Raw genomic sequence first — 23,875 nt, 5'->3', positions numbered from 1 at the left:
TTCCCGGTGTCAACGTAGCCGCCGTGTGTGGTGGGTTTGTTGGTTGGGGACCGTAGAGTGGACGCGTGCATGCAGGTGTTTTTACCAGATCATGGTGTGAATATTCTTTTGAAGGATAATATTCACTGATGTTGGTGTGTGTTGTAGGTTATCGGCCTATTAGTACCGGTCAGCTTCACGAGTCGTTAGTCCTCGCTTCCACATCCGGCCTATCAACCCAGTGGTCTAGCTGGGGGCCTCTCACACAAAAATGTGTATGGAAATCTCATCTCGAAGTGGGCTTCCCGCTTAGATGCTTTCAGCGGTTATCCCTTCCGAACGTAGCTAACCAGCGGTGCACCTGGCGGTACAACTGGCATACCAGAGGTTCGTCCGTCCCGGTCCTCTCGTACTAAGGACAGCTCTTCTCAAATTTCCTGCGCGCGCAGCGGATAGGGACCGAACTGTCTCACGACGTTCTAAACCCAGCTCGCGTACCGCTTTAATGGGCGAACAGCCCAACCCTTGGGACCTACTCCAGCCCCAGGATGCGACGAGCCGACATCGAGGTGCCAAACCATGCCGTCGATATGGACTCTTGGGCAAGATCAGCCTGTTATCCCCGAGGTACCTTTTATCCGTTGAGCGACGGCCATTCCACAATGTGCCGCCGGATCACTAGTCCCGACTTTCGTCCCTGCTCGAGATGTCTCTCTCACAGTCAAGCTCCCTTGTGCACTTACACTCGAAACCTGATTGCCAACCAGGCTGAGGGAACCTTTGGGCGCCTCCGTTACTTTTTAGGAGGCAACCGCCCCAGTTAAACTACCCATCAGGCACTGTCCCTGACCCGGATTACGGGCCGAAGTTAGGAATCCCAAGTGATCAGAGTGGTATTTCAACGATGACTCCACCATAACTGGCGTCATGGCTTCAAAGTCTCCCACCTATCCTACACAAACCACTTAGAACACCAATACCAAACTATAGTAAAGGTCTCGGGGTCTTTCCGTCCTGCTGCGCGTAACGAGCATCTTTACTCGTACTGCAATTTCGCCGAGTTTATGGTTGAGACAGCGGGGAAGTCGTTACTCCATTCGTGCAGGTCGGAACTTACCCGACAAGGAATTTCGCTACCTTAGGATGGTTATAGTTACCACCGCCGTTTACTGGGGCTTAAATTCTCAGCTTCGCTCCGAAGAGCTAACCGGTCCTCTTAACCTTCCAGCACCGGGCAGGAGTCAGTCCGTATACATCGTCTTGCGACTTCGCACGGACCTGTGTTTTTAGTAAACAGTCGCTTCCCCCTGGTCTCTGCGGCCCTTACCCGCTCCGAGGAGCAAAGTCCTCATCACAGTCCGGGCCCCCCTTCTCCCGAAGTTACGGGGGCATTTTGCCGAGTTCCTTAACCATAATTCTCTCGATCGCCTTAGTATTCTCTACCTGATCACCTGTGTCGGTTTGGGGTACGGGCGGCTAAAACCTCGCGTCGATGCTTTTCTTGGCAGCATAGGATCACCGAATTCCCCCCTACGGGGGTCCCATCACGTCTCAGCCACATGTTTCCCGGATTTGCCTAGGAAACGGCCTACCTGCTTAGACCGGGACAACCATCGCCCGGCTCGGCTACCTTCCTGCGTCACACCTGTTAATACGCTAACCGCACCAGATCAAAGAACACCACGCTCCCCCGAAACCAAACACCCCGAAGGGTGTAACAGGCCCGGGCTCGGGCAATGAACATCACTGGATTAGCTTGGGCGGTTTTTCGCCGGTACGGGAATATCAACCCGTTGTCCATCGACTACGCCTGTCGGCCTCGCCTTAGGTCCCGACTTACCCAGGGCAGATTAGCTTGACCCTGGAACCCTTGATCATTCGGCGGACGGGTTTCTCACCCGTCATTCGCTACTCATGCCTGCATTCTCACTCGTGTAGGCTCCACCGCTGGTTTACACCGCGACTTCACTGCCCACACGACGCTCCCCTACCCATCCATACGGCTGAACCACGAAGGCTTACCACTAATATGAATGCCACAACTTCGGCGGTGTACTTGAGCCCCGCTACATTGTCGGCGCGGAATCACTTGACCAGTGAGCTATTACGCACTCTTTCAAGGGTGGCTGCTTCTAAGCCAACCTCCTGGTTGTCTGAGCAATCCCACATCCTTTCCCACTTAGCACACGCTTAGGGGCCTTAGTTGGTGGTCTGGGCTGTTTCCCTCTCGACTATGAAGCTTATCCCCCACAGTCTCACTGCTACGCTCTCACTTACCGGCATTCGGAGTTTGGCTGACGTCAGTAACCTTGTAGGGCCCATTAGCCATCCAGTAGCTCTACCTCCAGTAAGAAACACGTAACGCTGCACCTAAATGCATTTCGGGGAGAACCAGCTATCACGGAGTTTGATTGGCCTTTCACCCCTACCCACAGCTCATCCCCTCCATTTTCAACTGAAGTGGGTTCGGTCCTCCACGACGTCTTACCGTCGCTTCAACCTGGCCATGGGTAGATCACTCCGCTTCGGGTCTAGACCCAGCGACTCAAACGCCCTATTCAGACTCGCTTTCGCTACGGCTGCCCCACACGGGTTAACCTCGCCACTGAGCACTAACTCGCAGGCTCATTCTTCAAAAGGCACGCCATCACTAGAACAAGCTAGCTCTGACGGATTGTAAGCACATGGTTTCAGGTACTATTTCACTCCCCTCCCGGGGTACTTTTCACCTTTCCCTCACGGTACTAGTCCGCTATCGGTCATTAGGAAGTATTTAGGCTTATCAGGTGGTCCTGACAGATTCACACGGGATTTCTCGGGCCCCGTGCTACTTGGGAAACACACATAGAGCGGTGCAAAATATTTCAGTTACGGGACTCCCACCCTCTCTGGCCGACCATTCAAAGCCGTTCACCTATACCTGCACACTCACCCCCCTGGCCCGGTAGAACCAGGACAATGCGTCCCACAACCCCGTACCTGCAACCCCTACCGGGTATCACACAGACACGGTTTAGCCTGATCCGCGTTCGCTCGCCACTACTAACGGAATCACTATTGTTTTCTCTTCCTGTGGGTACTGAGATGTTTCACTTCCCCACGTTCCCCCCACACAGCCTATGTGTTCAGCTGCGGGTCACTACCCATAACAGGCAGCGGGGTTTCCCCATTCGGACATCCTCGGATCAAAGTTCGGTTATCAACTCCCCGAGGCTTATCGCAGATTCCTACGTCCTTCTTCGGCTCCTAATGCCAAGGCATCCACCATGCGCCCTTAAAAACTTACAAACACAAAAACCAGAACACACACCCCAAACACTCAGGCAACCAACCACCCCACAAAAGGAATGATCAACCACCATCAACGTGCGGCGAAGGGGCATGCTTCTATAAGATGCTCGCGTCCACTATACAGTTCTCAAACAACAACCCCACCCCCCACAACACACCACCAACAACCCCACCAGCCCCAGCAAAAACCAGAACCAAAGGATCATCACTAGTGATCAGTGACAAGGGGAGGAACACTAAAACAACAAACCCCTCAAACCCCACACCCACACCCAAAGGCACAAGCACAAGAATCTGAAAGGCCCTGTTGCTTCAGAACCCCAATAGTGTGTTTCATCCAACCCCGCCCAGCAACAACCAGACCCTCTTTCCACGCCCATCCCGAAGAACAAGCAGTACTCAAAAACCCAGCCATCACATCAATGACAGAATTCACATCATTCGCTCACACAAACAACATGTTGTTGATATTCCACCCATGAGCACCCACCGAGAAACAATCGTTCTCGCAATGGGCTAACTCCTCACACCCACACCCGAATCCATGCGGAAACGAACTGGATGATCGGTGCTCCTTAGAAAGGAGGTGATCCAGCCGCACCTTCCGGTACGGCTACCTTGTTACGACTTAGTCCCAATCGCCAATCCCACCTTCGACGGCTCCCTCCCAAAAGGGTTAGGCCACCGGCTTCGGGTGTTACCAACTTTCGTGACTTGACGGGCGGTGTGTACAAGGCCCGGGAACGTATTCACCGCAGCGTTGCTGATCTGCGATTACTAGCGACTCCAACTTCATGGGGTCGAGTTGCAGACCCCAATCCGAACTGAGACCGGCTTTTTGGGATTAGCTCCACCTCACAGTATCGCAACCCTTTGTACCGGCCATTGTAGCATGCGTGAAGCCCAAGACATAAGGGGCATGATGATTTGACGTCATCCCCACCTTCCTCCGAGTTGACCCCGGCAGTCTCCTATGAGTCCCCACCATAACGTGCTGGCAACATAGAACGAGGGTTGCGCTCGTTGCGGGACTTAACCCAACATCTCACGACACGAGCTGACGACAACCATGCACCACCTGTCAACCAGCCACAAGTGGGGGACCCATCTCTGAGTCTTACTAGTTGATGTCAAGCCTTGGTAAGGTTCTTCGCGTTGCATCGAATTAATCCGCATGCTCCGCCGCTTGTGCGGGCCCCCGTCAATTCCTTTGAGTTTTAGCCTTGCGGCCGTACTCCCCAGGCGGGGCACTTAATGCGTTAGCTACGGCGCGGAGAACGTGGAATGTCCCCCACACCTAGTGCCCAACGTTTACGGCATGGACTACCAGGGTATCTAATCCTGTTCGCTCCCCATGCTTTCGCTCCTCAGCGTCAGTTAATGCCCAGAGACCTGCCTTCGCCATCGGTGTTCCTCCTGATATCTGCGCATTCCACCGCTACACCAGGAATTCCAGTCTCCCCTACATCACTCTAGTCTGCCCGTACCCACCGCAGATCCGGAGTTGAGCCCCGGACTTTCACGACAGACGCGACAAACCGCCTACGAGCTCTTTACGCCCAATAATTCCGGATAACGCTTGCACCCTACGTATTACCGCGGCTGCTGGCACGTAGTTAGCCGGTGCTTCTTCTGCAAGTACCCTCAACACCACAAAAATGATGCCTTGTTCCCTACTGAAAGAGGTTTACAACCCGAAGGCCGTCATCCCTCACGCGGCGTCGCTGCATCAGGCTTTCGCCCATTGTGCAATATTCCCCACTGCTGCCTCCCGTAGGAGTCTGGGCCGTGTCTCAGTCCCAGTGTGGCCGGTCACCCTCTCAGGCCGGCTACCCGTCGTCGCCTCGGTAGGCCATTACCCCACCGACAAGCTGATAGGCCGCGAGTCCATCCAAAACCAAAAAATCTTTCCACCCACACACCATGCGGTGAAAGGTCATATCCAGTATTAGACCCAGTTTCCCAGGCTTATCCCGAAGTCAAGGGCAGGTTACTCACGTGTTACTCACCCGTTCGCCACTAATCCACGGTGCAAGCACCGCTTCATCGTTCGACTTGCATGTGTTAAGCACGCCGCCAGCGTTCATCCTGAGCCAGGATCAAACTCTCCGTAAAATTCATTACAAAAAATGATTCCCAGCATCAACCCACCAACACCACACAGGGGCGCAGCATCAGCGAGCAAATACCAAAAACAAAAAACATTGGTATCAACAAAAAACAAAACACACTATTGAGTTCTCAAACAACAGGCTGACTCCGTTTCCGCCTCTCAGCGGCTGTTCGGAGCAACTTTTCTAACTTACCCTTCCCGATTCTCTCTGTCAAATCGTCGGTTTCACCGGCGTTTCTGACTCGATTTTCGAGATGCTTCATGATGCCCTAGAAGGGTCATTCAGCGTTGGATTCGCGCCTTCCGAACGATTATTTCGTTCCTTGGCGCGGGAATTAACTGTACCACCGGTCTCGGGTGAATACAAACTCGGCTCTCTGTTGGCGCCAAACTCCCGGAACTGCGCGGATTCAGACCTCCTCGCCTAGCTAAGTAGATCTATCTAAGTAGCTCGGGCTAAGTAGCTCCAGCCAGCCGCATCTAGGGAAGCGCTGCCTAGACCCAGCCAAGCTGCTCCCACATCACAGCTTCGCTTACAGAACAAAAATTGAGATCAAGTACCAGTTCAAGAACCAACGTCAAGAACAGGCAACTTGCCCGCCACTCGGATTTGCTGCTGCTCCAGCCACTGCGGGTTAAAGGCTTTACTCAGATAGTTGCTACCGGTGTCTGGTGCAATCGCCACCACTACTGAGCCGTCGGGAGCCTCCGCGGCAACCCTCCGAGCCGCAGCGAGCGCCAGTCCGGAAGAGGGTCCAAGCAGCAGGCCGTGACGATTCCGCAGGAAGTGCAAGGTGGTGTAACTCTCATCGTTCCCGATGCTCAAATACTCATCAACTACCGTCGGGTCGAAGGAAGTTGGCCAGAGGCTTCGCGGCCAGGTGTTCCCCACCCCATCGACAAGCACTCTGCCGGGCTCGCCGCCCGAATAAACCGAACCTTCGGGATCCGCAGCAATAACTTTCACTCGACCTTGACTGTGCTCCTTGAGGAAGCGTCCGGTACCGGTCACGGTGCCACCTGTCCCCACCGCAGCTACGAAGTGCGTGATAGCTCGCTGAGTTTGCCGCCAAATCTCCGGGCCAGTGCCAAAATAGTGAGCCGAAGGATTCGCCGCATTATCGAACTGTTGCGGACGCCACGACCCTGGAATGCCTTCAGCGATCCTGGCTGCTACCGCTCTGGGGTTCTCCGGAGAGTCCGCCGCCGCTTCCCAGTCGGCAAACACCACTCTTGCGCGGTGGCGGCGAAGCGCCTCGATTTTTTCCGTCGAGGTGTCCTGCCCGGTAATGATCACCACTGGATGCCCGGTGAGCGCCCCGATCAAGGCAAGCCCCACTCCAGTGTTTCCCGAGGTGCTTTCCACAATGGTGGCGCCGGGCTGCAGATCGCCGCTCAGTTCAGCCTCTCGGACCATATTGAGGGCAGTTCGATCCTTAATCGAACCCCCCGGATTGTCGGATTCAAGTTTCAAGAGCACTCTGCTCCGCCCGACCGAGGCTGGGAGGTCGAGGCCAGTAACCTCTACCAACGCTGTATTGCCAATCGCAGCCAGCTCAGTTTCACTGGCAATACCGGGATCCAACTGAATGGTCATCCTTCTCCCCCAAATAGTTTCTGATGAGCCTTACTCACTAGAGCAGCCGCAGAGTATCCGGACGCCAGGATTGGTTCGATTCGATCAACCAAACTTTGGCTTCCTGCGCCCAGGCTGTTGCGCGTTCTGCTGCTGATTTGCGGGCTTGGCCCCGCAGTTGTTTTCGGCTGAGTTAGCAAATAGCTAGCGCTCAGAACCTCAATGGTGAGTAGTTTTTGCAGCACCTCAACTGCTCTTTCCAATTGCTGCAAAGCCAGCGGCGCGAGCGTTGAGTGGTCTTCAATGTCTGCTGAAAGCGTCGGCGCGCCCAAGGTGGCCGGCTGAGCCAGAACTTTGAGCTCGGCCAGCAGACTCGCCGCCGAATACCAAAGTAAGCCGGGCAATTCCTCGGTGCCCGGGTCGCTGTCCGCAGCGGCCAATTTTTCTTGCCTAATCGTCCGCTGCGCTGGATACAATTTTGCGATTCGGCGTTCGCTAATAATGCCCAGATGCGCCAAAGCGATCTTCAGAGACTCAAGATTCAGGGCCAGATTGACGATTTGGAAGTTTCCGCCCGAGATCAATGTGCCGCTGTCCAGGTCAACCAAGGGGTTGTCTGCCCTGCCAGCGAACTCGATATTGAGAGTCTCCTCAAGGTGCTGTAACTGGGTGCGGAAGGCACCATGAGTCTGTGGCGCGGAGCGGAAGGACAAAGCATCCTGAACGCTCGCTCGTCGGCTCGCGTCCTCCAAGGGGCTGCCGCGCAGCAGTTGCCGCACCAGTTCGCTGCTCTCAGCTAGTCCGCTGAAACTCTTGGCCGCAGCAATCGAAGCTGAAAAAGGCTCAAGCGACCCGCCATTGTCATATCGACCAATCACTTCTAGGGAGAGCGCCAAAGCCGCGTCCGCCGAGGCAGCCAATCGCCTCAGCTCAGCCAAAATCAATGCCGCAACACCGAGCGAGTAGGAGTTGGCGCTAATCAAGGCAAGCCCCTCCAAGGGCCGCAGCACCACGGGTTCGAGGCCGGCTGCGGCTAAGGCTTGAGCGCCGGAAATCAACTCGCCCGCCGCATCGAAGGCTTCACCCTCAGCAATTGCCACACTCGCCACTGCAGCCAGCTGAACCAGATCGGAAGAACCAACCGAGCCCCGGCTGGGAATCGCCGGGTAAACGTTGCGGTTCAGTAGCTGTCGATAGAGCTCAGCAGTTTCCGGGTGCACCCCCGAACCGCCCCGGCTAAAGCCGACCAAGCGGGAGAGCAACACTGCGCGAGCCTGTCGGCGACTCAGATAAGGGCCGATCCCACTGGCGTGGTAGCGGATCACCTGGAGCTGATAGGCCAGCAGCTTCTGGGCTGACACCTCGGTATTCCGTCCCGAGCCCAGAAGCGTGTTGAGTCCGTACACTGGCTGCCCAATGCTCGCGACCTGTTCGACTAACTCCCGGGATCGTTCGATGCTGATCCTCGCCGAATTATCAAGCTCAATCTGCTCTGCCTGATTGACGGCGGTGGCAAACCTCTGCGCCGAGAGCGGTTCGGCCCCGAGCAACAAGGTCATCAGAAATCTCGCAAATTCGCGCGTAAGCCACCATCGCCAAAGCTCGTCCTGAGCAAACCGCGACGCCGCAGGACCGGAACCAACCGATCCAGCACACCGTGCACGGTGCTGGGGTCTACGAATCCGGAGAATAAGAAGCCGTCACCACCCACTTCCGCTGCGGTCTGCTCAAGATAATCGACGATCTGTTCGGGGGTGCCGATAATGCTGTCGCCAGCTCCACCGCTACGTTTGCTCAGGATCTCTCGCAGTGTTGCGCCCGCCGGTGCCGCCGAGGCGAAGTGCTCCAGGGTGCCCTGATTGCTGTTGGTACTGAGCTTCGGCAGAGGCTCGTCAAGGTCGAATTTCTTGAAGTCGATCACCGAGAGATAAGAAATCGAGTTCAGTTGACTGTCGATATCGCGCTGCGTTAGCGCCTCACGCTGGGCACGTAGCTCTTCGGCCTCGGCTGGGGAGGAGACCACAGTGGGTTTCAGCACAAACAAGACCTTGACGTGGTCGGGATTTCGACCGCTTGCCGCGGCCTCGGCGCGGATCGACTCTCGATAGCTGCGCATGCCGTCCACGCCACGCGCCAAGGCAAGGGCGACATCGGCGTGACCGCCGGCAAAGGCGCGCCCCCTCGGCGAAGCACCGGCCTGAACCAGCACCGGTTCCTCCGGAAGTGGTGCGGTATTCAGCGGACCACGGACCCGGAAGAACTCGCCGCGATGATGGATCGGCTCGACTTTTCGGTGGTCGGCATAGATGCCACGCTTAACATCCTCGACAATGGCATCCGGCTGCCAGCTTCGCCAAAGCTTGCGCACCACATCGACGAATTCCTCCGCCTTCTCATACCGAATATCGTGTTCGATCTGTTGATCCAGGCCGTAATTTTGGGCGGCCAGGTCGCTCCCTGAGGTGACCACATTCCAGCCCAACTGACGATCTGAAAAATGTTGCAGGGTGGCCAGCAACCGGGCTGCGGTGAATGGCGGGTAAAAGGAGGCGCTCACGGTTGGCACAATGCCAAGGTTTTTAGTAGCCGAGAGCAAATAAGGTACCAGCGCAAGAGGATCGTGTTTAGGGGCAAAGGATGCTTGCGCTAGCGACACTTCGGAGCTGGCTCCATAGGTGTCTGGCACCGTGAGGGAGTCTTCGATAATGAAAAGGTCAAGGCCGGACCGCTCGAAATGCCGCACCGCCTCTTGATAAATTTCGGGACGTTTCCAGTCGTAACCTAGGGAGTAACCTGGGGTTCCCCAACCCTGCACGCCAAAGCCGTGCCCGACAAACCAGCCAAAATGCAACATTCCCTGACTATAGGAGTCCGCCGCGTACCGAGCACTTTGCGGATTCATCAAACGTCATGAGCAGTCATCCAACGTTAAAAATATCTGTGGGATACCGAAAAATTTTCGCAGCCGCTCAACCTGCCCACACCCCGATTCGAGTGTCGAGATCTGGGGGCTTACTCCGGGTTTTTAAGCCCCTTATCTCGACACTCGACGGAGTTTGGGCCGAGATTTAGTTCTCTGGGCTGAGATAGAGCGCGCCGAGAGGGGGCAGGCTGAGGGTTGCCGACGCCGGGCGTGAGTCCCAGCCTTCCTGTACCGCGGCGACGGAGCCACCGTTGCCGACGCCGGAGCCGCCATACTCTTCGGCGTCGGTGTTCAGCACTTCGCGCCACTGGCCGGCAAAAGGTAGGCCGAGCCGGTAGTCATGATGGGGGTTGCCCGCGAAATTGACCACGCAAACCAGCGGATGCCCGGCCTTGTCCCAGCGCACAAAGGAAAGCACATTGTGCTCCGCGTCGTTAGCGTTGATCCACTCGAAGCCACCGCCGATATTGTCCTGCTCCCACAACGCCGAGGTGTTGCGATAGATCTCATTGAGCTGCTTCACCATCAACTGCAGACCTCGATGTGGCGGCATATCGGCAAGCCACCAATCCAGGCCGTGTTGCTCGCTCCACTCGGCTTCCTGACCGAATTCGGTGCCCATGAAAATCAGTTGCTTGCCGGGGTGGGCCCACTGCCAAGCCAAGAAAGCTCGGAGGTTGGCGAGTTGTTGCCAGCGATCGCCTGGCATTTTACGGAGCATCGAGCCCTTGCCATGCACCACCTCATCGTGGCTGATCGGGAGCAAGAAGTTCTCGGTAAAGGCATAAACCAGGGAGAAGGTCGCAATGCCGTGATGCCAGCTGCGATTAATCGGGTCCTCAGAAATATAAGCCAGTGAATCGTGCATCCAACCCATGTTCCACTTCAGTCCGAAGCCAAGGCCGCCATGATCGGTTGGCGCGGTGACGCCGGGGAAGGCAGTCGATTCCTCGGCGATGGTAACGATGCCACCCGAGCGCTTATAGGCGGTGGCGCTCATTTCTTGGAGAAAGGAGATCGCCTCCAGGTTTTCCCGGCCACCATGCCGGTTCGGGCTCCACTCACCTTCTTGCCGGGAATAGTCAAGGTAGAGCATCGAGGCGACCGCATCGACCCGCAACCCGTCGAGGTGGAAAACCTCAAGCCAGTACAGCGCATTTGCGGTCAGGAAATTCCGCACCTCGGAGCGGCCAAAATCGAAGATCAGCGTGCCCCAGTCCGGGTGTTCACCCAGTCGTGGGTCGGAGTGCTCATACAGTGGACCGCCGTCGAACTTCGCCAGCGCCCACTCGTCCTTCGGGAAATGCGCAGGCACCCAGTCCATAATCGCGCCAATACCTGCCTGGTGCAGCGCGTCGATCAGGTGCTTGAACTCGTCGGGATGGCCGAACCTGGAAGTTGGCGCGAAGTAAGAAGTAACTTGATATCCCCAGGAACCGCCGAAGGGGTGCTCGGCAACCGGCATGAACTCCACATGCGTGAAACCCATCCATTGCACGTATTCGACCAATTCACGGGCCAGGTCCTGATAGCTCAGACCGGGGCGCCAGGAGCCCAGGTGCACTTCATAGACACTCATTGGTGAATTGTGCGGGTCTCGTTCGGCGCGCGCTGACATCCAGTCCTGATCTTTGAACTGGTAGCTTGATTCCACCACTCGCGAAGCGGTGAGCGGTGGAATCTCGGTGCCAAACGCCATCGGATCAGCTTTTTCATGCCAGTCGCCGGCCTGCGAAAGGATCTCGAACTTATAGCGACTGCCCGCGGTGGCACCGGGGACAAATAACTCCCATACTCCGGAGGAACCCAGCGACCGCATGGCATGCTGTCGCCCGTCCCAATCGTTGAACTCGGCCTTCACCCGCACGGCCTGCGCATTTGGGGCCCACACCGCGAAACTCACCCCGTGCACCTCTCCGAGCACAGAAGGATAGCTGTGCAAATGCGCGCCCAGCACATTCCATAGCTCCTCGTGCCGTCCTTCTCCGATCAGGTGCAGGTCGACTTCACCGACCGTCGGCAAAAAACGGTAGGGATCATCTGAGACAGCTTCGTGCTCATCGGAGTAGCTCATTTTAATCCGGTAGTCGGGGGCGTGACCGGGCTCTTCCGGTTCGATCAAGGCAACCCAAATACCGCCGTACTCATGTCGCATCGGAGTCTCACCACTGGTGGTTAGCACCGAAACCTGCTCTGCCAGATGCCGCAAAGTGCGAATGGTCAGTCGGCCATTGTCGTCGAAATGTGGCCCCAGGATCGCGTGCGGGGCGTGATGGCTGCCCTCCGAGATTCTCGCTAGACTCTCCTGATCCAGTTGGATTGGCGTGTTTTCCATCTGCACCTCCTCCGTTGCATCGAATAAACGTCGAACCGCCGCCACCGGGACGGGAAGCCAGTCCGGTCGGTTGCGGAGTTCGTAGACCACCTCGTAGAGCGCCTTATCCAGCCAGAGGGCGGGAAACAAGGCCGATTCCGCTCCGGGCAGGTCCTCTCCCGCGATACTCCGATAGCCGTCGAGGTAAGCCGCTGAACTTTCCGCTACCCAACGGGAACTCGTCTTCTCATCCAAACCGGCGCTTGCCGCTGCGTAATCGATTGACCGAAGCAAACCAACCACGTCTCGCAGCGGAACATCCGGCAGTGACCGTTCAGCCACCGGGCGCAACGGCTCGCCTTCGAAATCTAGCACTAGCCAGCGAGCTGGCTGCTCGGTTCGAATCAGCTGCCCCAAATGCAGATCGCCGTGAATCCTTTGCAGCGGCGGCAGATCGGTGATGTCGTTCAGGGCCGCAAGGACTGCATCAACCTTGCCCTGGTAATCACCCACCGCTCGGTGAGCTTGCGACCAGGCCCAGCGAATCCGCTGGGCCAGAGCGGCGAGGAAGCTTTCTCGCTGCAGATCATCCAGCGGGCTCTCCCCTAAGGCAGTCCGCATAGTCTGATGCAAGCGCGCGGTGACCCGACCAAGCTCAGCAGCTTCCGCCGAGAAATCCCCGCTAACAAATCCCGCTGAACTAGAAACCTCAGAATCAGTTTCAGGGTTCGGTGCGGCTTCCATCGTTGATTTTGCGCGTTGCACCGCCAGTTGCCAAACATCTTCTGCTTTGGCCACAAATTCATGCATCACGCACAGGCTGCCGGAAACCGTCTGTCCGGCAGCGTTCTGCCAGCTGCCGCTCGCCCAGCCATGCAGGCTCGGGGACTCGGTGCTACCAGCCTCGGTCAATGCGCTGCCGACTTCAATATCCGGGTTGGTGCCGGTGGCGAGCACTCTGAAAAACTTCAAAATCACCGATAACTCAGGATTTCTAATCACTACCGAACTATTCGACTGCTCGGCGCTAATCACCCTAATTCTCTGGGTGACACCAATCTGATGGGATGCTCGAAAGGCCGCGGTCGAGTGAGCTAGCGCAGCCCCGTCGTCGAGAATCGTTTCTTTCGCCAGGAAATCCAACCAGGCGGCGATGAAAACTGGGTCGTGCACCGCGTCATAAATCCACCTTTTGCCGAACTCTGAGTGTTCGGTGGTGCCCAGTAAGTGCGCTTCAGCATCCGCCAGCGGTGCCTCCCGGTAACTCAACGGGACTTGCAACACTTCCACCCGGTCCGCAGTGTGCACCGCGACCAGGTGGACCTCCAGTCCGACCTTCCCCTGCGGATCTTCCAAACGGAAACCACCAGCCCGGCTCAGCCTGAGCTGATTGTTCTTAGCCGGGAACCAGCGTTTGCCGGGCAGCCAGGAAGCAAGCAGTTCAGGGATGGTCGGGCTGAGCTGAGCCATTAGGGGGTAACACCTCCGGAAGTGGTTGGCTCGCTACCCGGCTCGACGAGCGCAGGAGCGACCGGGAACGACGGTGCTGACGACGGCGGATGCTGCCGGGACTGCAAAGTCACCAAGGGCATTGCCTGAGTCACCGGCGAGGCAAGATTCGAATTGCTTGAACGGATCCGCAACCAGAAAAAGTCGTGGCTTCCCAGGGTCAGGGTCAGAATTCCGTCATCACCAATGGTGGGGAAGAGCGTGCCGCCAAAGACGTCGCGCAGGCCGCGGCCGGCGTATTGCGGCAATCGCAGCTGGGTGGCCACCGGGTTCTGCGAAAGGTTGAACACGCACAGCATGCTCTCCTCAGCCTCACCCTCGATATTGTCCTGCGGTAATTCGCGCAGGAACGCCAATACCGGCTCCGCGCTGGCCTCAACGTTTTGGTAACCGCCGAGACCGAAGGCCAAGTGTGCTTTACGCACGCTGAGGATCTGCCGGGTCCAGTTCAGCAGCGACGCAGAGTGCGCCTGCTGCGCTTCCACGTTGGTCTGGTTGAAGTGATAGACCAGCGACTGAATCACCGGCAGATAAAGCTTTCCGGGGTCTGCGGTGGAGAACCCCGCGTTCCGATCCGGGGTCCACTGCATCGGGGTGCGTACCGCGTCACGGTCGGTGAGCCAGATGTTCTCGCCCATCCCAATTTCATCGCCGTAATAGAGGAATGGGCTACCCGGCATCGCCAGCAGCAGCGCATTGATCAGCTCGATTTCAGCACGAGAGTTATCTAGCAAAGGTGCCAGACGGCGTCTGATTCCGACATTGGCGCGCATCCGCGCATCCGGCGCATACCAGCCGAGCATTGCCTCGCGTTCAGCCGGAGTCACCATTTCCAGAGTGAGTTCATCGTGGTTCCGCAGGAAAGTGCCCCATTGTGCGCCTCGCGGAATGGCAGGGGTGTCCTGCATTGTCTCGATAATGGGTGCTGCCTTCTGGTCACGCAGCGCGTAAAAGAGCCGCGGCATGATCGGGAAGTGGAAAGCCATATGGCATTCCGGCTCCTCTGCGGTACCAAAGTATTCAACCACTTCGTCGGGCATCTGGTTGGCTTCCGCGATGATCACCCGACCCGGGTATTCCTCATCCACCATAGCCCGCAAATCGCGCAGGAAATCATGGGTGCCGGGCAGGTTTTCGCAGTTGGTGCCCTCCTCTTCGAAGAGGTAGGGGATGGCGTCGGCGCGGAAACCATCGATGCCTTGGTCGAGCCAGAATCTGACCACGTCGAAAATCGCTTCGACGACCCTCGGGTTCTCGAAGTTCAAATCCGGCTGGTGGCTAAAGAAGCGATGCCAGAAGAACTGGCGACGAATCGGATCGAAGGTCCAGTTAGATTCTTCAGTATCGACAAAAATGATCCGGGCATCTTGATATTTCTCGTCGGTATCGCTCCAGACATAAAAATCTCCAAACGGGCCTTCCGGGTCCTCGCGCGAGGCCTGGAACCAGGCGTGCTGATCGGAGGTGTGATTGACGGGTAGATCAATAATCACCCGAACGCCGCGAGCGTGTGCCTCGGAAACTAGACGCTGAAAGTCCGAAAGTGTGCCGAACTCGTCGAGGACCTGATAGTAATCGGAGATATCGTAGCCGCCGTCGCGTAATGGCGATTGGAAGAACGGGGGCACCCAGAGGCAATCAATGCCGAGCCATTGCAGGTAATCGAGTCTTTCGATCAGCCCAGAGAAATCGCCGGAGCCATCGCCATTGGCGTCGTGAAAGGCCCGTACTAAAACCTCGTAAAAGACCGCCTTGCGATACCAATGCGGGTCATGTTGCAGGCCCGGAGCGTTCATGCTGAAGTGGCCGGAAGAAATGCTCATGCAGGACGCCTAACGTGAAGAATATGGGCTGGTTCAAGGTGTGCGTCCAATCGGACGTAGTTTTCATTCCCCCATTGCCAGCTTTGGCCGGTAATGAGTTCATCGACGGTGAAGGTGCCATCGGCGTTGAAGCTGTCGATTTGAAGAGCCGCCAGATCCAAAGACACCACACCTTCCCTGACACTGTGTGGATCGACGTTCACCACCACAATAATGGTGTCGCGGTGCGTGCTGCCGTCGGCTGACCGCACATTTTTGTGCTTGCTGAAGGCTACTGTAGCGGGGTCGCTGCTTGCATGCACGGTCAGGTTGCTCAGCTCCCCGAGTGCCGGATGCTCACGACGAATCTGGTTGAGCAGGGTGATGAAGGGCGCCAATGAGCGGCCCGACTGCTCCGCGGCAGCGAAGTCACGCGCCTTGTACTCGTATTTTTCGTTATCGATGTATTCCTCAGCGCCGGGCCTTGCCACGTGTTCGAAAAGCTCGTAGCCGGCGTAGACCCCCCACAACGGACTGCCCATGGCGGCCAAGACTGCCCGGATTTTGAAGGCCGCCGGTCCACCATATTGCAGATATTCAGTGAGAATATCTGGGGTGTTGACGAAAAAGTTTGGCCGGTAAAAGGCAGCCGATTGGTGACTGACTTCCTGGAAGTATTCTTCGACCTCTGCCTTGGTGTTCCGCCAGGTGAAGTAGCTATACGACTGTTGGAACCCGGCGCGGCCCAGGGCGTGCATCATCGCCGGTACAGTGAACGCCTCAGCCAAGAAGACTGTTTCCGGGTGCTTAGCCCGGACCTTGGCGATCAGCCACTGCCAGAACCAGAGCGGTTTGGTGTGCGGATTATCGACCCGGAAGATCTTGACGCCGTGGCTGATCCACAGCTCAACAATGCGCAAAACCTCGCTGCTCAGCCCATCGGGGTCGTTATCGAAGTTGAGCGGGTAAATGTCCTGGTACTTTTTGGGCGGGTTCTCCGCGTAGGCGATACTGCCGTCGATTCGGGTGGTGAACCATTCCGGGTGTTCGGTGGCCCAGGGGTGGTCAGGGGCCGCCTGCAGCGCCAAGTCAAGGGCAACTTCCAACTGCAACTCGGTCGCCCGGCTGACGAAGGCGTCGAAGTCTTTAAAGTCACCCAAATCGGGATGGATTGCGTCATGCCCGCCGTCTCGGGAGCCGATCGCCCAGGGCGAGCCGGGATCTGCCGGCCCAGCTACCAAGGTATTGTTCGGTCCCTTGCGATTGACTTCACCAATCGGGTGAATGGGTGGCAGATAGATGACGTCGAAGCCCATCGCGGCGACTCTATCCAGGCTGTGCAGCGCGGTGCGGAAGTTCCCACTGGTCCATTCCCCGGTCTCCGGATGCCTGCTAGCGCCCTCTGAACGCGGGAAGAATTCATACCAGGAGCCACGGCCGGCCGCCGCTCGCTCGACTTCGATCGGGTACTCATCGCTCAGCGTGAGCAACTCACGGATCGGCTCCTTGGTCATCACCTCCAGCACTGCTGCAGAAACACCGGCGCCCAGCCTGACAGGTACCGGCTGGCTCTGATCAGCCAGACCGCTGGCCGCTGTGTTCAGCACTTGGCGGTCCGCGTTCGCGCGGGTCCGCTGCCCGGCTGCCTGGCTGAGCAGCGCGGCGCCTTCCGCAAGCATGAGCTCGACGTCAACGTCGGCGGCGATCTTCACCTCGGCATTGTGCTGCCAAGTGGCGTAGACGTCGGACCAAGCTTCTATCCTGAATTTCCAGTGGCCGATCTCGGAAGGAGCAAGCCGACCCTGCCAACGGTCGGTGCCATCCAGTAAGGGCCGCAATCGGATACGCTGGTCCGCTGCGCCATCCGGGCTGAGCAATACGGCTTCGACACCAATCAGGTCGTGCCCCTCACGAAACACCGTGGCAGAAACTTCGAGTTCGCCGGCGGGAATTGCTTTTGCGGGTACCGCGCCGCCTTCAATCACCGGCGCCACATCGAAAATCGGAATCCTGCCGACGGTAGTTTCCGCCAGCACGCTAGATGTTTCAGTCACTGGCGCTGTTTTACCGGCTTTTTTTGCCGCACCGAGCGAGCGTTTGGCACGCGAAGCATGATCTGTAGTCACCTTCCACACGTTAGCGAGAATGTGCTCCGATTGCGATGTATGTAAAAGATATTCCTGCCCGGGTCTTAACCTTTGAGACCGCCAGCCGCGGTAAAGCCGACGCCTAGTCGGCGTCCCATTACCAGATACAGCAACACCACTGGAGCCGAGTACACCAAGGAAAAAGCCGCTAGCTGTCCGTAGGCGACCTGACCATATTGCGAGGAGAAAGTGTAAAGGCTCACCGAGGCCGGCAGATTATCCGGCGAAAGCAGCAGCATGAAGGGTACGAAGAAGTTGCCCCACATCCCGACGAAGGTGAAGATGGTCACCACTGCGGTACCGGGGCGGGTCAGCGGAAGCACCACGAAACGCAATGCTTGCATGGTCGAGGCGCCTTCAGTCCAAGCGCTTTCTTCGATCTCTTTGGGTACGCCGTCCATAAAGTTCTTCATCAGGAAAATTGCGTAAGGCAGTGAGGAGGCGGCCAAGAAGAGGATCGCTCCGGGCATCGAATCAATGAGATTGACCTGCACGAACATTGCATACACCGGAATCATCACCGCGGTGATCGGCAGTCCGGTGGCAAAGATAATCACCAGCAGGAAGGGTCGTTTCGCCCGAGACTGATATCTGGAAAGCGGATAGGCGGCGAGCGCCGAGCAGACCACCGTGAGCAGCGTCGCCCCGCCACACAATAGCAACGAATTAAGAATGGGGCGGAAGGTGGTTTTGGTGTTCATGATGGCGGAGAAGTTCTCTAAGCTGGGTTGCTTCGGCCACTCAACCGCGAGCGTGGCCTCAGGGTTGATCGAAGCAAATACCACCCAAAGCAAGGGGATGCAGAAAACCAGAGCGACCACCAGCAGAAGCAGGCTGGTCACCAGCTTCGTGCTATTGAAACGAGTCCTAAGTCCGGTGGTTCTAGGCTGGGCACCGGAGACCTGGGTGCTGCTGACAGCGGCGCTCATGATTTGTCCTCTCTGGGCAGCAGCTTCATATAAATCAACGAGGCAACACCACCGATGGCCAGCAGAATCAGCGCCACAGCGGTGCCGTAACCAAGTTGGCCGAAGCTGAATGCCTGTTCATACATGAAAAGTGGCAGAGTTTGGCTGGCACCGCCCGGGCCGCCCTTGGTCATGATGTAGATCAGCCCGAAGACCGAAAGGGTTTGCAAGGTTATTAACATCAAGTTGGTGAGCACAGAGCGCCTAATGATCGGCAACGTCACCGAGAAGAAACGGCGCCAGCCTCCCGCGCCGTCGAGTTGCGCGGATTCATCAACGTCCGGGGAGACCTGCGATAGTGCAGCGCGGTAGACCAACATACTGAAGGCGGTGCCTCGCCAGATATTCGCGAAAGAAACCGCCAGAATAGGCAGGCTGATCAGCAGGTCTTGGCTAGGCAGACCGAGGAAGTTCAGCAGTCCGTTGAGCGAACCTTTTTCACCGAGGAAGGTGTACCAAAGATAGCCGGCCACCACCTCGGGCAAGATCCAAGCCGCAATAATAATCGCGCTGGTCAGGGTGGTGACGATTTTGCTGGCTGAACGCATTAGTAGAGCCAGCACCATACCGAGAATGTTCTGTCCGATCACCGCAGTGACCAGGGTGAAAATCAAGGTCAGACCAACCGAATGCCAGAATTGTGGTGAGCTGAAAGCCTGGCCGAAGTTCGCCAAGCCAACGAAGTCGGTGCTGGCCGAACCCTCACCGCGCAGCGCTTTATTGGTCAGCGACAAATAGACGCTGTAGATAATCGGGCCGAGCATAAAAATCAGCAGCAGGATCAGCGCGGGCAATAAAGGAGCGGCCCGGCGCATCATCCTACTCGGCTTGCGAGGACTCCGCTGCTTCGTCGGCGTCATCCGAGTTCCGACCGCTTCAGCACTCACTTCGCCACCCCCTTGGTGACTTTCTCAGCGCCGACGATGCCTGTGATCTGCGCATCGTAGGCTTCAGCCGCCTGCTGCGGCGAAGTACCGGAGATCATCACCTTCTCCATGGCTTCTTGGATCGCTGCCGAGATTTGTGGATAGGCGGCAAGCGCTGGCCGGAAGGTCGCGCCCTCAACCAGAGAGGTGAAGAATTGGATGGTGGGGGTGTACGTTCGGTACTTTTCCTGGGCTGCAACATCTTTGCGCACCGCCACCCCGTTATCGGCGATGTTGTAGTTCATCATGTTCTCGGTGGTCGAGATGGTTTTCAGATATTCCCAGGCCAGATCGGCCTTTTTCGTTCTGGTCGGTAAGGCCCAGCACCAGCCACCAGCCAGGGTGCTATAACCCGGCGCTTGGCCATGCTGGGTTGGCATCTTCGCCTGCTTCAACACCGATGACCATTCGGGCCATTCACCGGGTGCCTGCGGTACCCAGTTATTGCTAATCCAACCGCCGTCCAGAGCCACCGCAAGCTTGGCCTTCGGCAACCAATCTGTGTAGACGGTCTCAGTCAGATTCGCATCGAGCGCCCGGCTGAGGCTCGGACCTAGCTTCTCCGAAAAGATCTTCTCAATAAAGCTCAGGCTGTCAATAAAACCTTTACTTCCGATCACCCACTTCTTTTGTGCTTCATCGTAAAGCGTGGATTCGGTGCCATAGAGCAGCATTTCGAAGCCCTGCATCGAGGCTTTCTCGCCCTGCGCTTTGCCGGAGAAAATATTGAACGGAATGACCTCAGGCAACGTCTTTTTCAGCACCGCGAGATCGGCCAGCAATTGCTGCCAATCTTTGGGCTGCCAGGGCACCGGAAGGCCAGCTTGACGAAACAAATCTGTGTTGTACCAGAGCGCCCGAGTGTCGGTGCCGGCTGGCACTCCATAGATCTTGCCGTCTTCGCCGGTGACAGCCGTCTTCGCCGAGTCGTAGATCTGCTGCCACGGTTCCCAGCCCTGCACTCGATCCGTCAACGTCTGCAGATAACCGGCCGCCACATCGGACTTCAAAATGAAGGTGTCTTCAAAAACCAGATCTGGAGTGGTGGCATCGCTTGACATCATCAATTCGTTTTTAGTGAAGTAGTCGTTTTCGGCTGCCACCAGCGGAATCAAATGAATTTGGATATCGGGCTGGCTGAGACGGAACTGCTCGCTGATCTTGGCTAGGAAGTTCTCCATCACCTTGCCCGAGCCCCATTGCTGATAGGCGATCTTGAGCGTGTTCGCCGAGTTTCCCGCGCATCCGCTCAGAGCGGGCAGTAATAAGCCCGCACCCAATAAGCCGCTCAGAAAACTTCGTCTTCGCACAGTGGATGCCGCCGACCGTTCAGCGACCCGCCCAATGTCAACCATCTACCGAACCTCCATCACCTTTGTTGGTGTCCTACCTCCTAGCCTATCCATCCGAACACCGTGACTCGCCGTGGCGTGACGACTTCCAATGAGTTCCAGAAAAACTTCCAATACCTCCGCCCCCCAACCGGCCTCACTGCTACCGGAGCCGGAAGACTTCACGACACGTTGCGCAAGCGTTTACGCGTCATATACCAAAAGGAAACTCAAATGAATTCCACCAGTCGCTTTTGTCCGCTACCGTAGTCAGCGTGAAGGCCATCCGCAGATTTACTGTCCGTACCGTGCTCCCCGAGTCGATTGCGCCCTTGGCGCGGCTCGCCACCAACCTCCGCTGGTCCTGGCACCTGCCAACGCGCGAGCTTTTCGCTTCGCTAGACCAACAGCTGTGGGATGACAGCGCCCACGACCCGGTAACTTTTCTCGGTTCGGTAAGCCGAGAGCAGCTTCAACAACTCTCCGAGAACACCGATGTGGTGGACCGGGTACGGCGGGCAGCCGAGGATTTGCAGCGCTACCTCGAAGAGCCCCGGTGGTATCAGGGTCTGAGCGAGGACGCACCAAAGTGCATCGCCTACTTCTCGCCGGAATTCGGTATTACCGAGGTGCTACCGCAATACTCGGGCGGTCTCGGCATTCTGGCCGGTGACCACCTCAAGGCGGCCTCTGACCTGGGTGTACCGCTGATCGGCGTCGGGCTGCTTTACCAGGCTGGTTACTTCAAGCAGTCGCTCTCCCGCGATGCCTGGCAGCAAGAGACCTATCCTGTGCTTGACCCAGACGGTCTGCCGCTCACCCTGCTACGCGAAGCCGATGGCAGCCCAGCGCAGGTGACCTTGCCATTACCGGAGGGTCGGGAATTGCATGCCTGGATCTGGCGGGCCGACGTCGGCCGGGTTCCGTTGCTGCTCTTGGATTCCAACGTCCCTGGCAATGACGACGCCGCTCGACTAATCACCGACCGACTCTATGGCGGTGGCGGGGATCACCGGCTGCAACAGGAGTTACTGCTCGGCATGGGTGGAGTTAAGGCACTGCGGGTCTACCAACGACTCAGCGGGGTGCCCGCTCCCGAGGTTTTCCATACCAACGAGGGTCATGCTGGCTTCCTCGGCATCGAACGAATTCGTGAGTTGATCGGGACCGAGCACCTGAACTGGGACGAGGCCTTGGCCGCTGGCCGCGCCTCGACGGTTTTCACCACCCACACCCCGGTGCCGGCTGGCATCGACCGCTTCCAAAAAGCTCAAATTCAGCATTTCTTCGAGGCTGGCTTGGCCCCCGGAGTGCCGCTGGAGAATATTCTCAGCCTTGGCTCGGAGAGCTACCAGGGCGGCGATCCTGCGGTCTTCAATATGGCGGTGATGGGCCTGCGATTGGCGCAACGTGCCAATGGTGTGGCAAAGCTGCATGGCGTGGTTTCCCGTGAGATGTTCTCCGGGCTTTGGCCGGGCTTCGATCATCAGGAGGTGCCGATCTCCTCGGTCACCAACGGCGTGCACGTGCCGACTTGGGTGGATCCCAAGATCAGCTCGCTTGCCGCAGAACGTTTCGGTAACAGCGTGCTGGACCAGCCCGACTGGTCGAAGGTTTACGAAGTGCCGGATCAGGAAATCTGGGCAATGCGGCGCGAACTCCGGGCCGCATTGATCGAGGACGTGCGCCGCCGGGTGCGCGCTTCCTGGAAGAAGCGTGGTGCCGCCGATGCCGAGCTAGCCTGGACCGATTCTGTACTGGATCCGGATGTGCTGACCATTGGCTTTGCTCGCCGGGTGCCGACCTATAAACGACTGACCTTAATGCTGCGCGAACCGGCACGCTTAAAGGCGCTGCTGCTCGACGAGAAGCATCCGATTCAGCTGGTCATCGCCGGTAAATCGCACCCCGCGGACGACGCCGGAAAGAAGATGATCCAGGACCTGGTCCGCTTCACCGATGACCCGGAGGTGCGGCACCGCATCGTCTTCCTGCCGAATTACGACATTGCGATGGCCCGCACGCTTTTCCCGGGTTGCGACGTCTGGCTCAATAATCCTCTGCGCCCTTTGGAAGCCTGCGGCACCTCGGGGATGAAGGCGGCGATTAATGGCGGCCTAAACCTCTCGGTGCTCGATGGTTGGTGGGACGAGATGTACGACGGCGAGAACGGCTGGGCGATCCCGACTGCCAATAACGGGGCCAGCGCGGAGGAACGCGACGACATTGAAGCGGCCGCCCTCTACGAGTTGCTAGAGAACCAAGTAGCACCACGCTTCTACGGCGCGGGCGGCACCTCGGAAGCTGCCGGTGCCGCTGGCGCGTCCAGTCCGCAGGCTTCTGAGCTCCCGACGCACTGGATCTCCATGATCAAGCACACCCTGGCAACCTTGGGTCCGGCGGTTTCCGCCGAGCGCATGCTCGACGATTACGTGCACAAGCTCTACGAGCCGGCAGCCATCGCAGGCCGCGCCGCCACCGCGAATGGTTTCGCTGCGGCTAAAGAGTTGGCAGCGTGGCGCTCCAAGGTCAGCACGGCTTGGCCGGACTTGGCAGTTGAGCACGTTGATTCAGTCGGCGTCTCAGATGAACCTCAGATTGGCGACACGCTCACCGTGCGGGCCTACGTTTACCTCGACGGCCTCTCCACCGAGGATGTCCGGGTCGAGGCGGCCTTCGGTAAAGCGCTTGAAAGCGACGAGCTGAGCGACACTGACTCGGTAGCCTTGCAGGCCACCGAAGACCTAGGCAACGGCCGTCACCTATTCAGCGGCGATGTGGTGATTGATCGTTCCGGTAGCTTCGGCTACACGGTGCGGGTCTTGCCGGAGAACCCGCAATTGGCCTCTCGCGCCGAGTTGGGTCTGATCACCAGCGCCTAAACCGACCCCGTCTCCGCGTCGAGTTCGGAGATCTGCACGTTTTGACCGTGTCATAACGTGCAGATCTCCGAACTCGACGAGGCTTACTCGATGGGGATCGTTGAGGGGCGACAA

10 protein-coding genes and 2 rRNA genes are annotated in these 23,875 nt (G+C 57.6%); 1 reads left to right on the top strand and 11 read right to left on the bottom strand.

Annotation, left to right across the window (positions count from 1 at the left end; genetic code table 11):
- Positions 1-139 precede the first annotated feature (139 nt).
- The 11 genes from UM93_RS16085 to UM93_RS16030 all read right to left on the bottom strand — a co-directional run bounded on the left by UM93_RS16085 (position 140) and on the right by UM93_RS16030 (position 20,903).
- A 23S ribosomal RNA gene (locus UM93_RS16085) occupies positions 140-3,267 on the bottom strand.
- Between the two features lie 582 nt (positions 3,268-3,849).
- A 16S ribosomal RNA gene (locus UM93_RS16075) occupies positions 3,850-5,385 on the bottom strand.
- The 16S and 23S rRNA genes sit together here, the layout of an rRNA operon.
- 563 nt (positions 5,386-5,948) lie before the next feature.
- On the bottom strand, positions 5,949-6,980 hold the full coding sequence (locus UM93_RS16070) for a PLP-dependent cysteine synthase family protein (protein WP_045076490.1): 1,032 nt from the start codon (positions 6,978-6,980) through the stop codon (positions 5,949-5,951).
- Positions 6,977-8,518: an aromatic amino acid ammonia-lyase gene (locus tag UM93_RS16065; RefSeq protein WP_045076489.1), complete on the bottom strand. Its 1,542-nt coding sequence runs from the start codon at positions 8,516-8,518 to the stop codon at positions 6,977-6,979. Before UM93_RS16065 ends, UM93_RS16070 begins: the two co-directional genes overlap by 4 nt.
- Positions 8,518-9,813: an NtaA/DmoA family FMN-dependent monooxygenase gene (locus UM93_RS16060; protein WP_157874183.1), complete on the bottom strand. Its 1,296-nt coding sequence runs from the start codon at positions 9,811-9,813 to the stop codon at positions 8,518-8,520. Before UM93_RS16060 ends, UM93_RS16065 begins: the two co-directional genes overlap by 1 nt.
- A gap of 214 nt (positions 9,814-10,027) precedes the next feature.
- The gene (gene glgB / locus UM93_RS16055) at positions 10,028-13,666 is read right to left on the bottom strand and encodes a 1,4-alpha-glucan branching protein GlgB (protein ID WP_045076487.1); all 3,639 of its coding nucleotides are present in this window, start codon (positions 13,664-13,666) and stop codon (positions 10,028-10,030) included.
- On the bottom strand, positions 13,666-15,528 hold the full coding sequence (treS, locus tag UM93_RS16050; protein WP_082057203.1) for a maltose alpha-D-glucosyltransferase: 1,863 nt from the start codon (positions 15,526-15,528) through the stop codon (positions 13,666-13,668). The genes glgB and treS overlap by 1 nt, the downstream gene beginning before the upstream one ends.
- Positions 15,525-17,561: an alpha-1,4-glucan--maltose-1-phosphate maltosyltransferase gene (locus tag UM93_RS16045; protein WP_082057303.1), complete on the bottom strand. Its 2,037-nt coding sequence runs from the start codon at positions 17,559-17,561 to the stop codon at positions 15,525-15,527. The genes treS and UM93_RS16045 overlap by 4 nt, the downstream gene beginning before the upstream one ends.
- A 137-nt stretch (positions 17,562-17,698) precedes the next feature.
- Positions 17,699-18,583: a carbohydrate ABC transporter permease gene (locus UM93_RS16040; RefSeq protein ID WP_045076486.1), complete on the bottom strand. Its 885-nt coding sequence runs from the start codon at positions 18,581-18,583 to the stop codon at positions 17,699-17,701.
- Entirely contained in the window at positions 18,580-19,482 is a 903-nt protein-coding gene (locus tag UM93_RS16035; protein WP_045077655.1) for a carbohydrate ABC transporter permease, read from the bottom strand. The genes UM93_RS16040 and UM93_RS16035 overlap by 4 nt, the downstream gene beginning before the upstream one ends.
- A gap of 23 nt (positions 19,483-19,505) precedes the next feature.
- Positions 19,506-20,903: an extracellular solute-binding protein gene (locus UM93_RS16030; protein ID WP_052663857.1), complete on the bottom strand. Its 1,398-nt coding sequence runs from the start codon at positions 20,901-20,903 to the stop codon at positions 19,506-19,508.
- 251 nt (positions 20,904-21,154) lie between these two features.
- Between UM93_RS16030 and glgP the strand changes: the two genes are divergently transcribed.
- Positions 21,155-23,761 (top strand): alpha-glucan family phosphorylase, encoded by a 2,607-nt coding sequence (gene glgP / locus UM93_RS16025; RefSeq protein ID WP_045077652.1) that lies wholly within the window; start codon positions 21,155-21,157, stop codon positions 23,759-23,761.
- Positions 23,762-23,875: the final 114 nt, after the last annotated feature.

The organism is Psychromicrobium lacuslunae (genome assembly GCF_000950575.1).
GTDB classification, from domain to species: Bacteria; Actinomycetota; Actinomycetes; order Actinomycetales; family Micrococcaceae; genus Renibacterium; species Renibacterium lacuslunae.
Note: the sequence above shows the minus strand (reverse complement) of the source record. Positions and strands in the feature narration are given on the sequence as shown.

What these genes read in the sequence shown, in the direction of transcription:
- UM93_RS16070 (WP_045076490.1), bottom strand. Translation starts at nt 6,980, where the DNA reads ATGACCATTCAGTTGGATCCCGGTATTGCCAGTGAAACTGAGCTGGCT.
- glgB (WP_045076487.1), bottom strand. Translation starts at nt 13,666, where the DNA reads ATGGCTCAGCTCAGCCCGACCATCCCTGAACTGCTTGCTTCCTGGCTG.
- treS (WP_082057203.1), bottom strand. Translation starts at nt 15,528, where the DNA reads ATGAGCATTTCTTCCGGCCACTTCAGCATGAACGCTCCGGGCCTGCAA.
- UM93_RS16065 (WP_045076489.1), bottom strand. Translation starts at nt 8,518, where the DNA reads ATGACCTTGTTGCTCGGGGCCGAACCGCTCTCGGCGCAGAGGTTTGCC.
- UM93_RS16030 (WP_052663857.1), bottom strand. Translation starts at nt 20,903, where the DNA reads ATGGTTGACATTGGGCGGGTCGCTGAACGGTCGGCGGCATCCACTGTG.
- UM93_RS16060 (WP_157874183.1), bottom strand. Translation starts at nt 9,813, where the DNA reads ATGTTGCATTTTGGCTGGTTTGTCGGGCACGGCTTTGGCGTGCAGGGT.
- UM93_RS16035 (WP_045077655.1), bottom strand. Translation starts at nt 19,482, where the DNA reads ATGACGCCGACGAAGCAGCGGAGTCCTCGCAAGCCGAGTAGGATGATG.
- UM93_RS16040 (WP_045076486.1), bottom strand. Translation starts at nt 18,583, where the DNA reads ATGAGCGCCGCTGTCAGCAGCACCCAGGTCTCCGGTGCCCAGCCTAGA.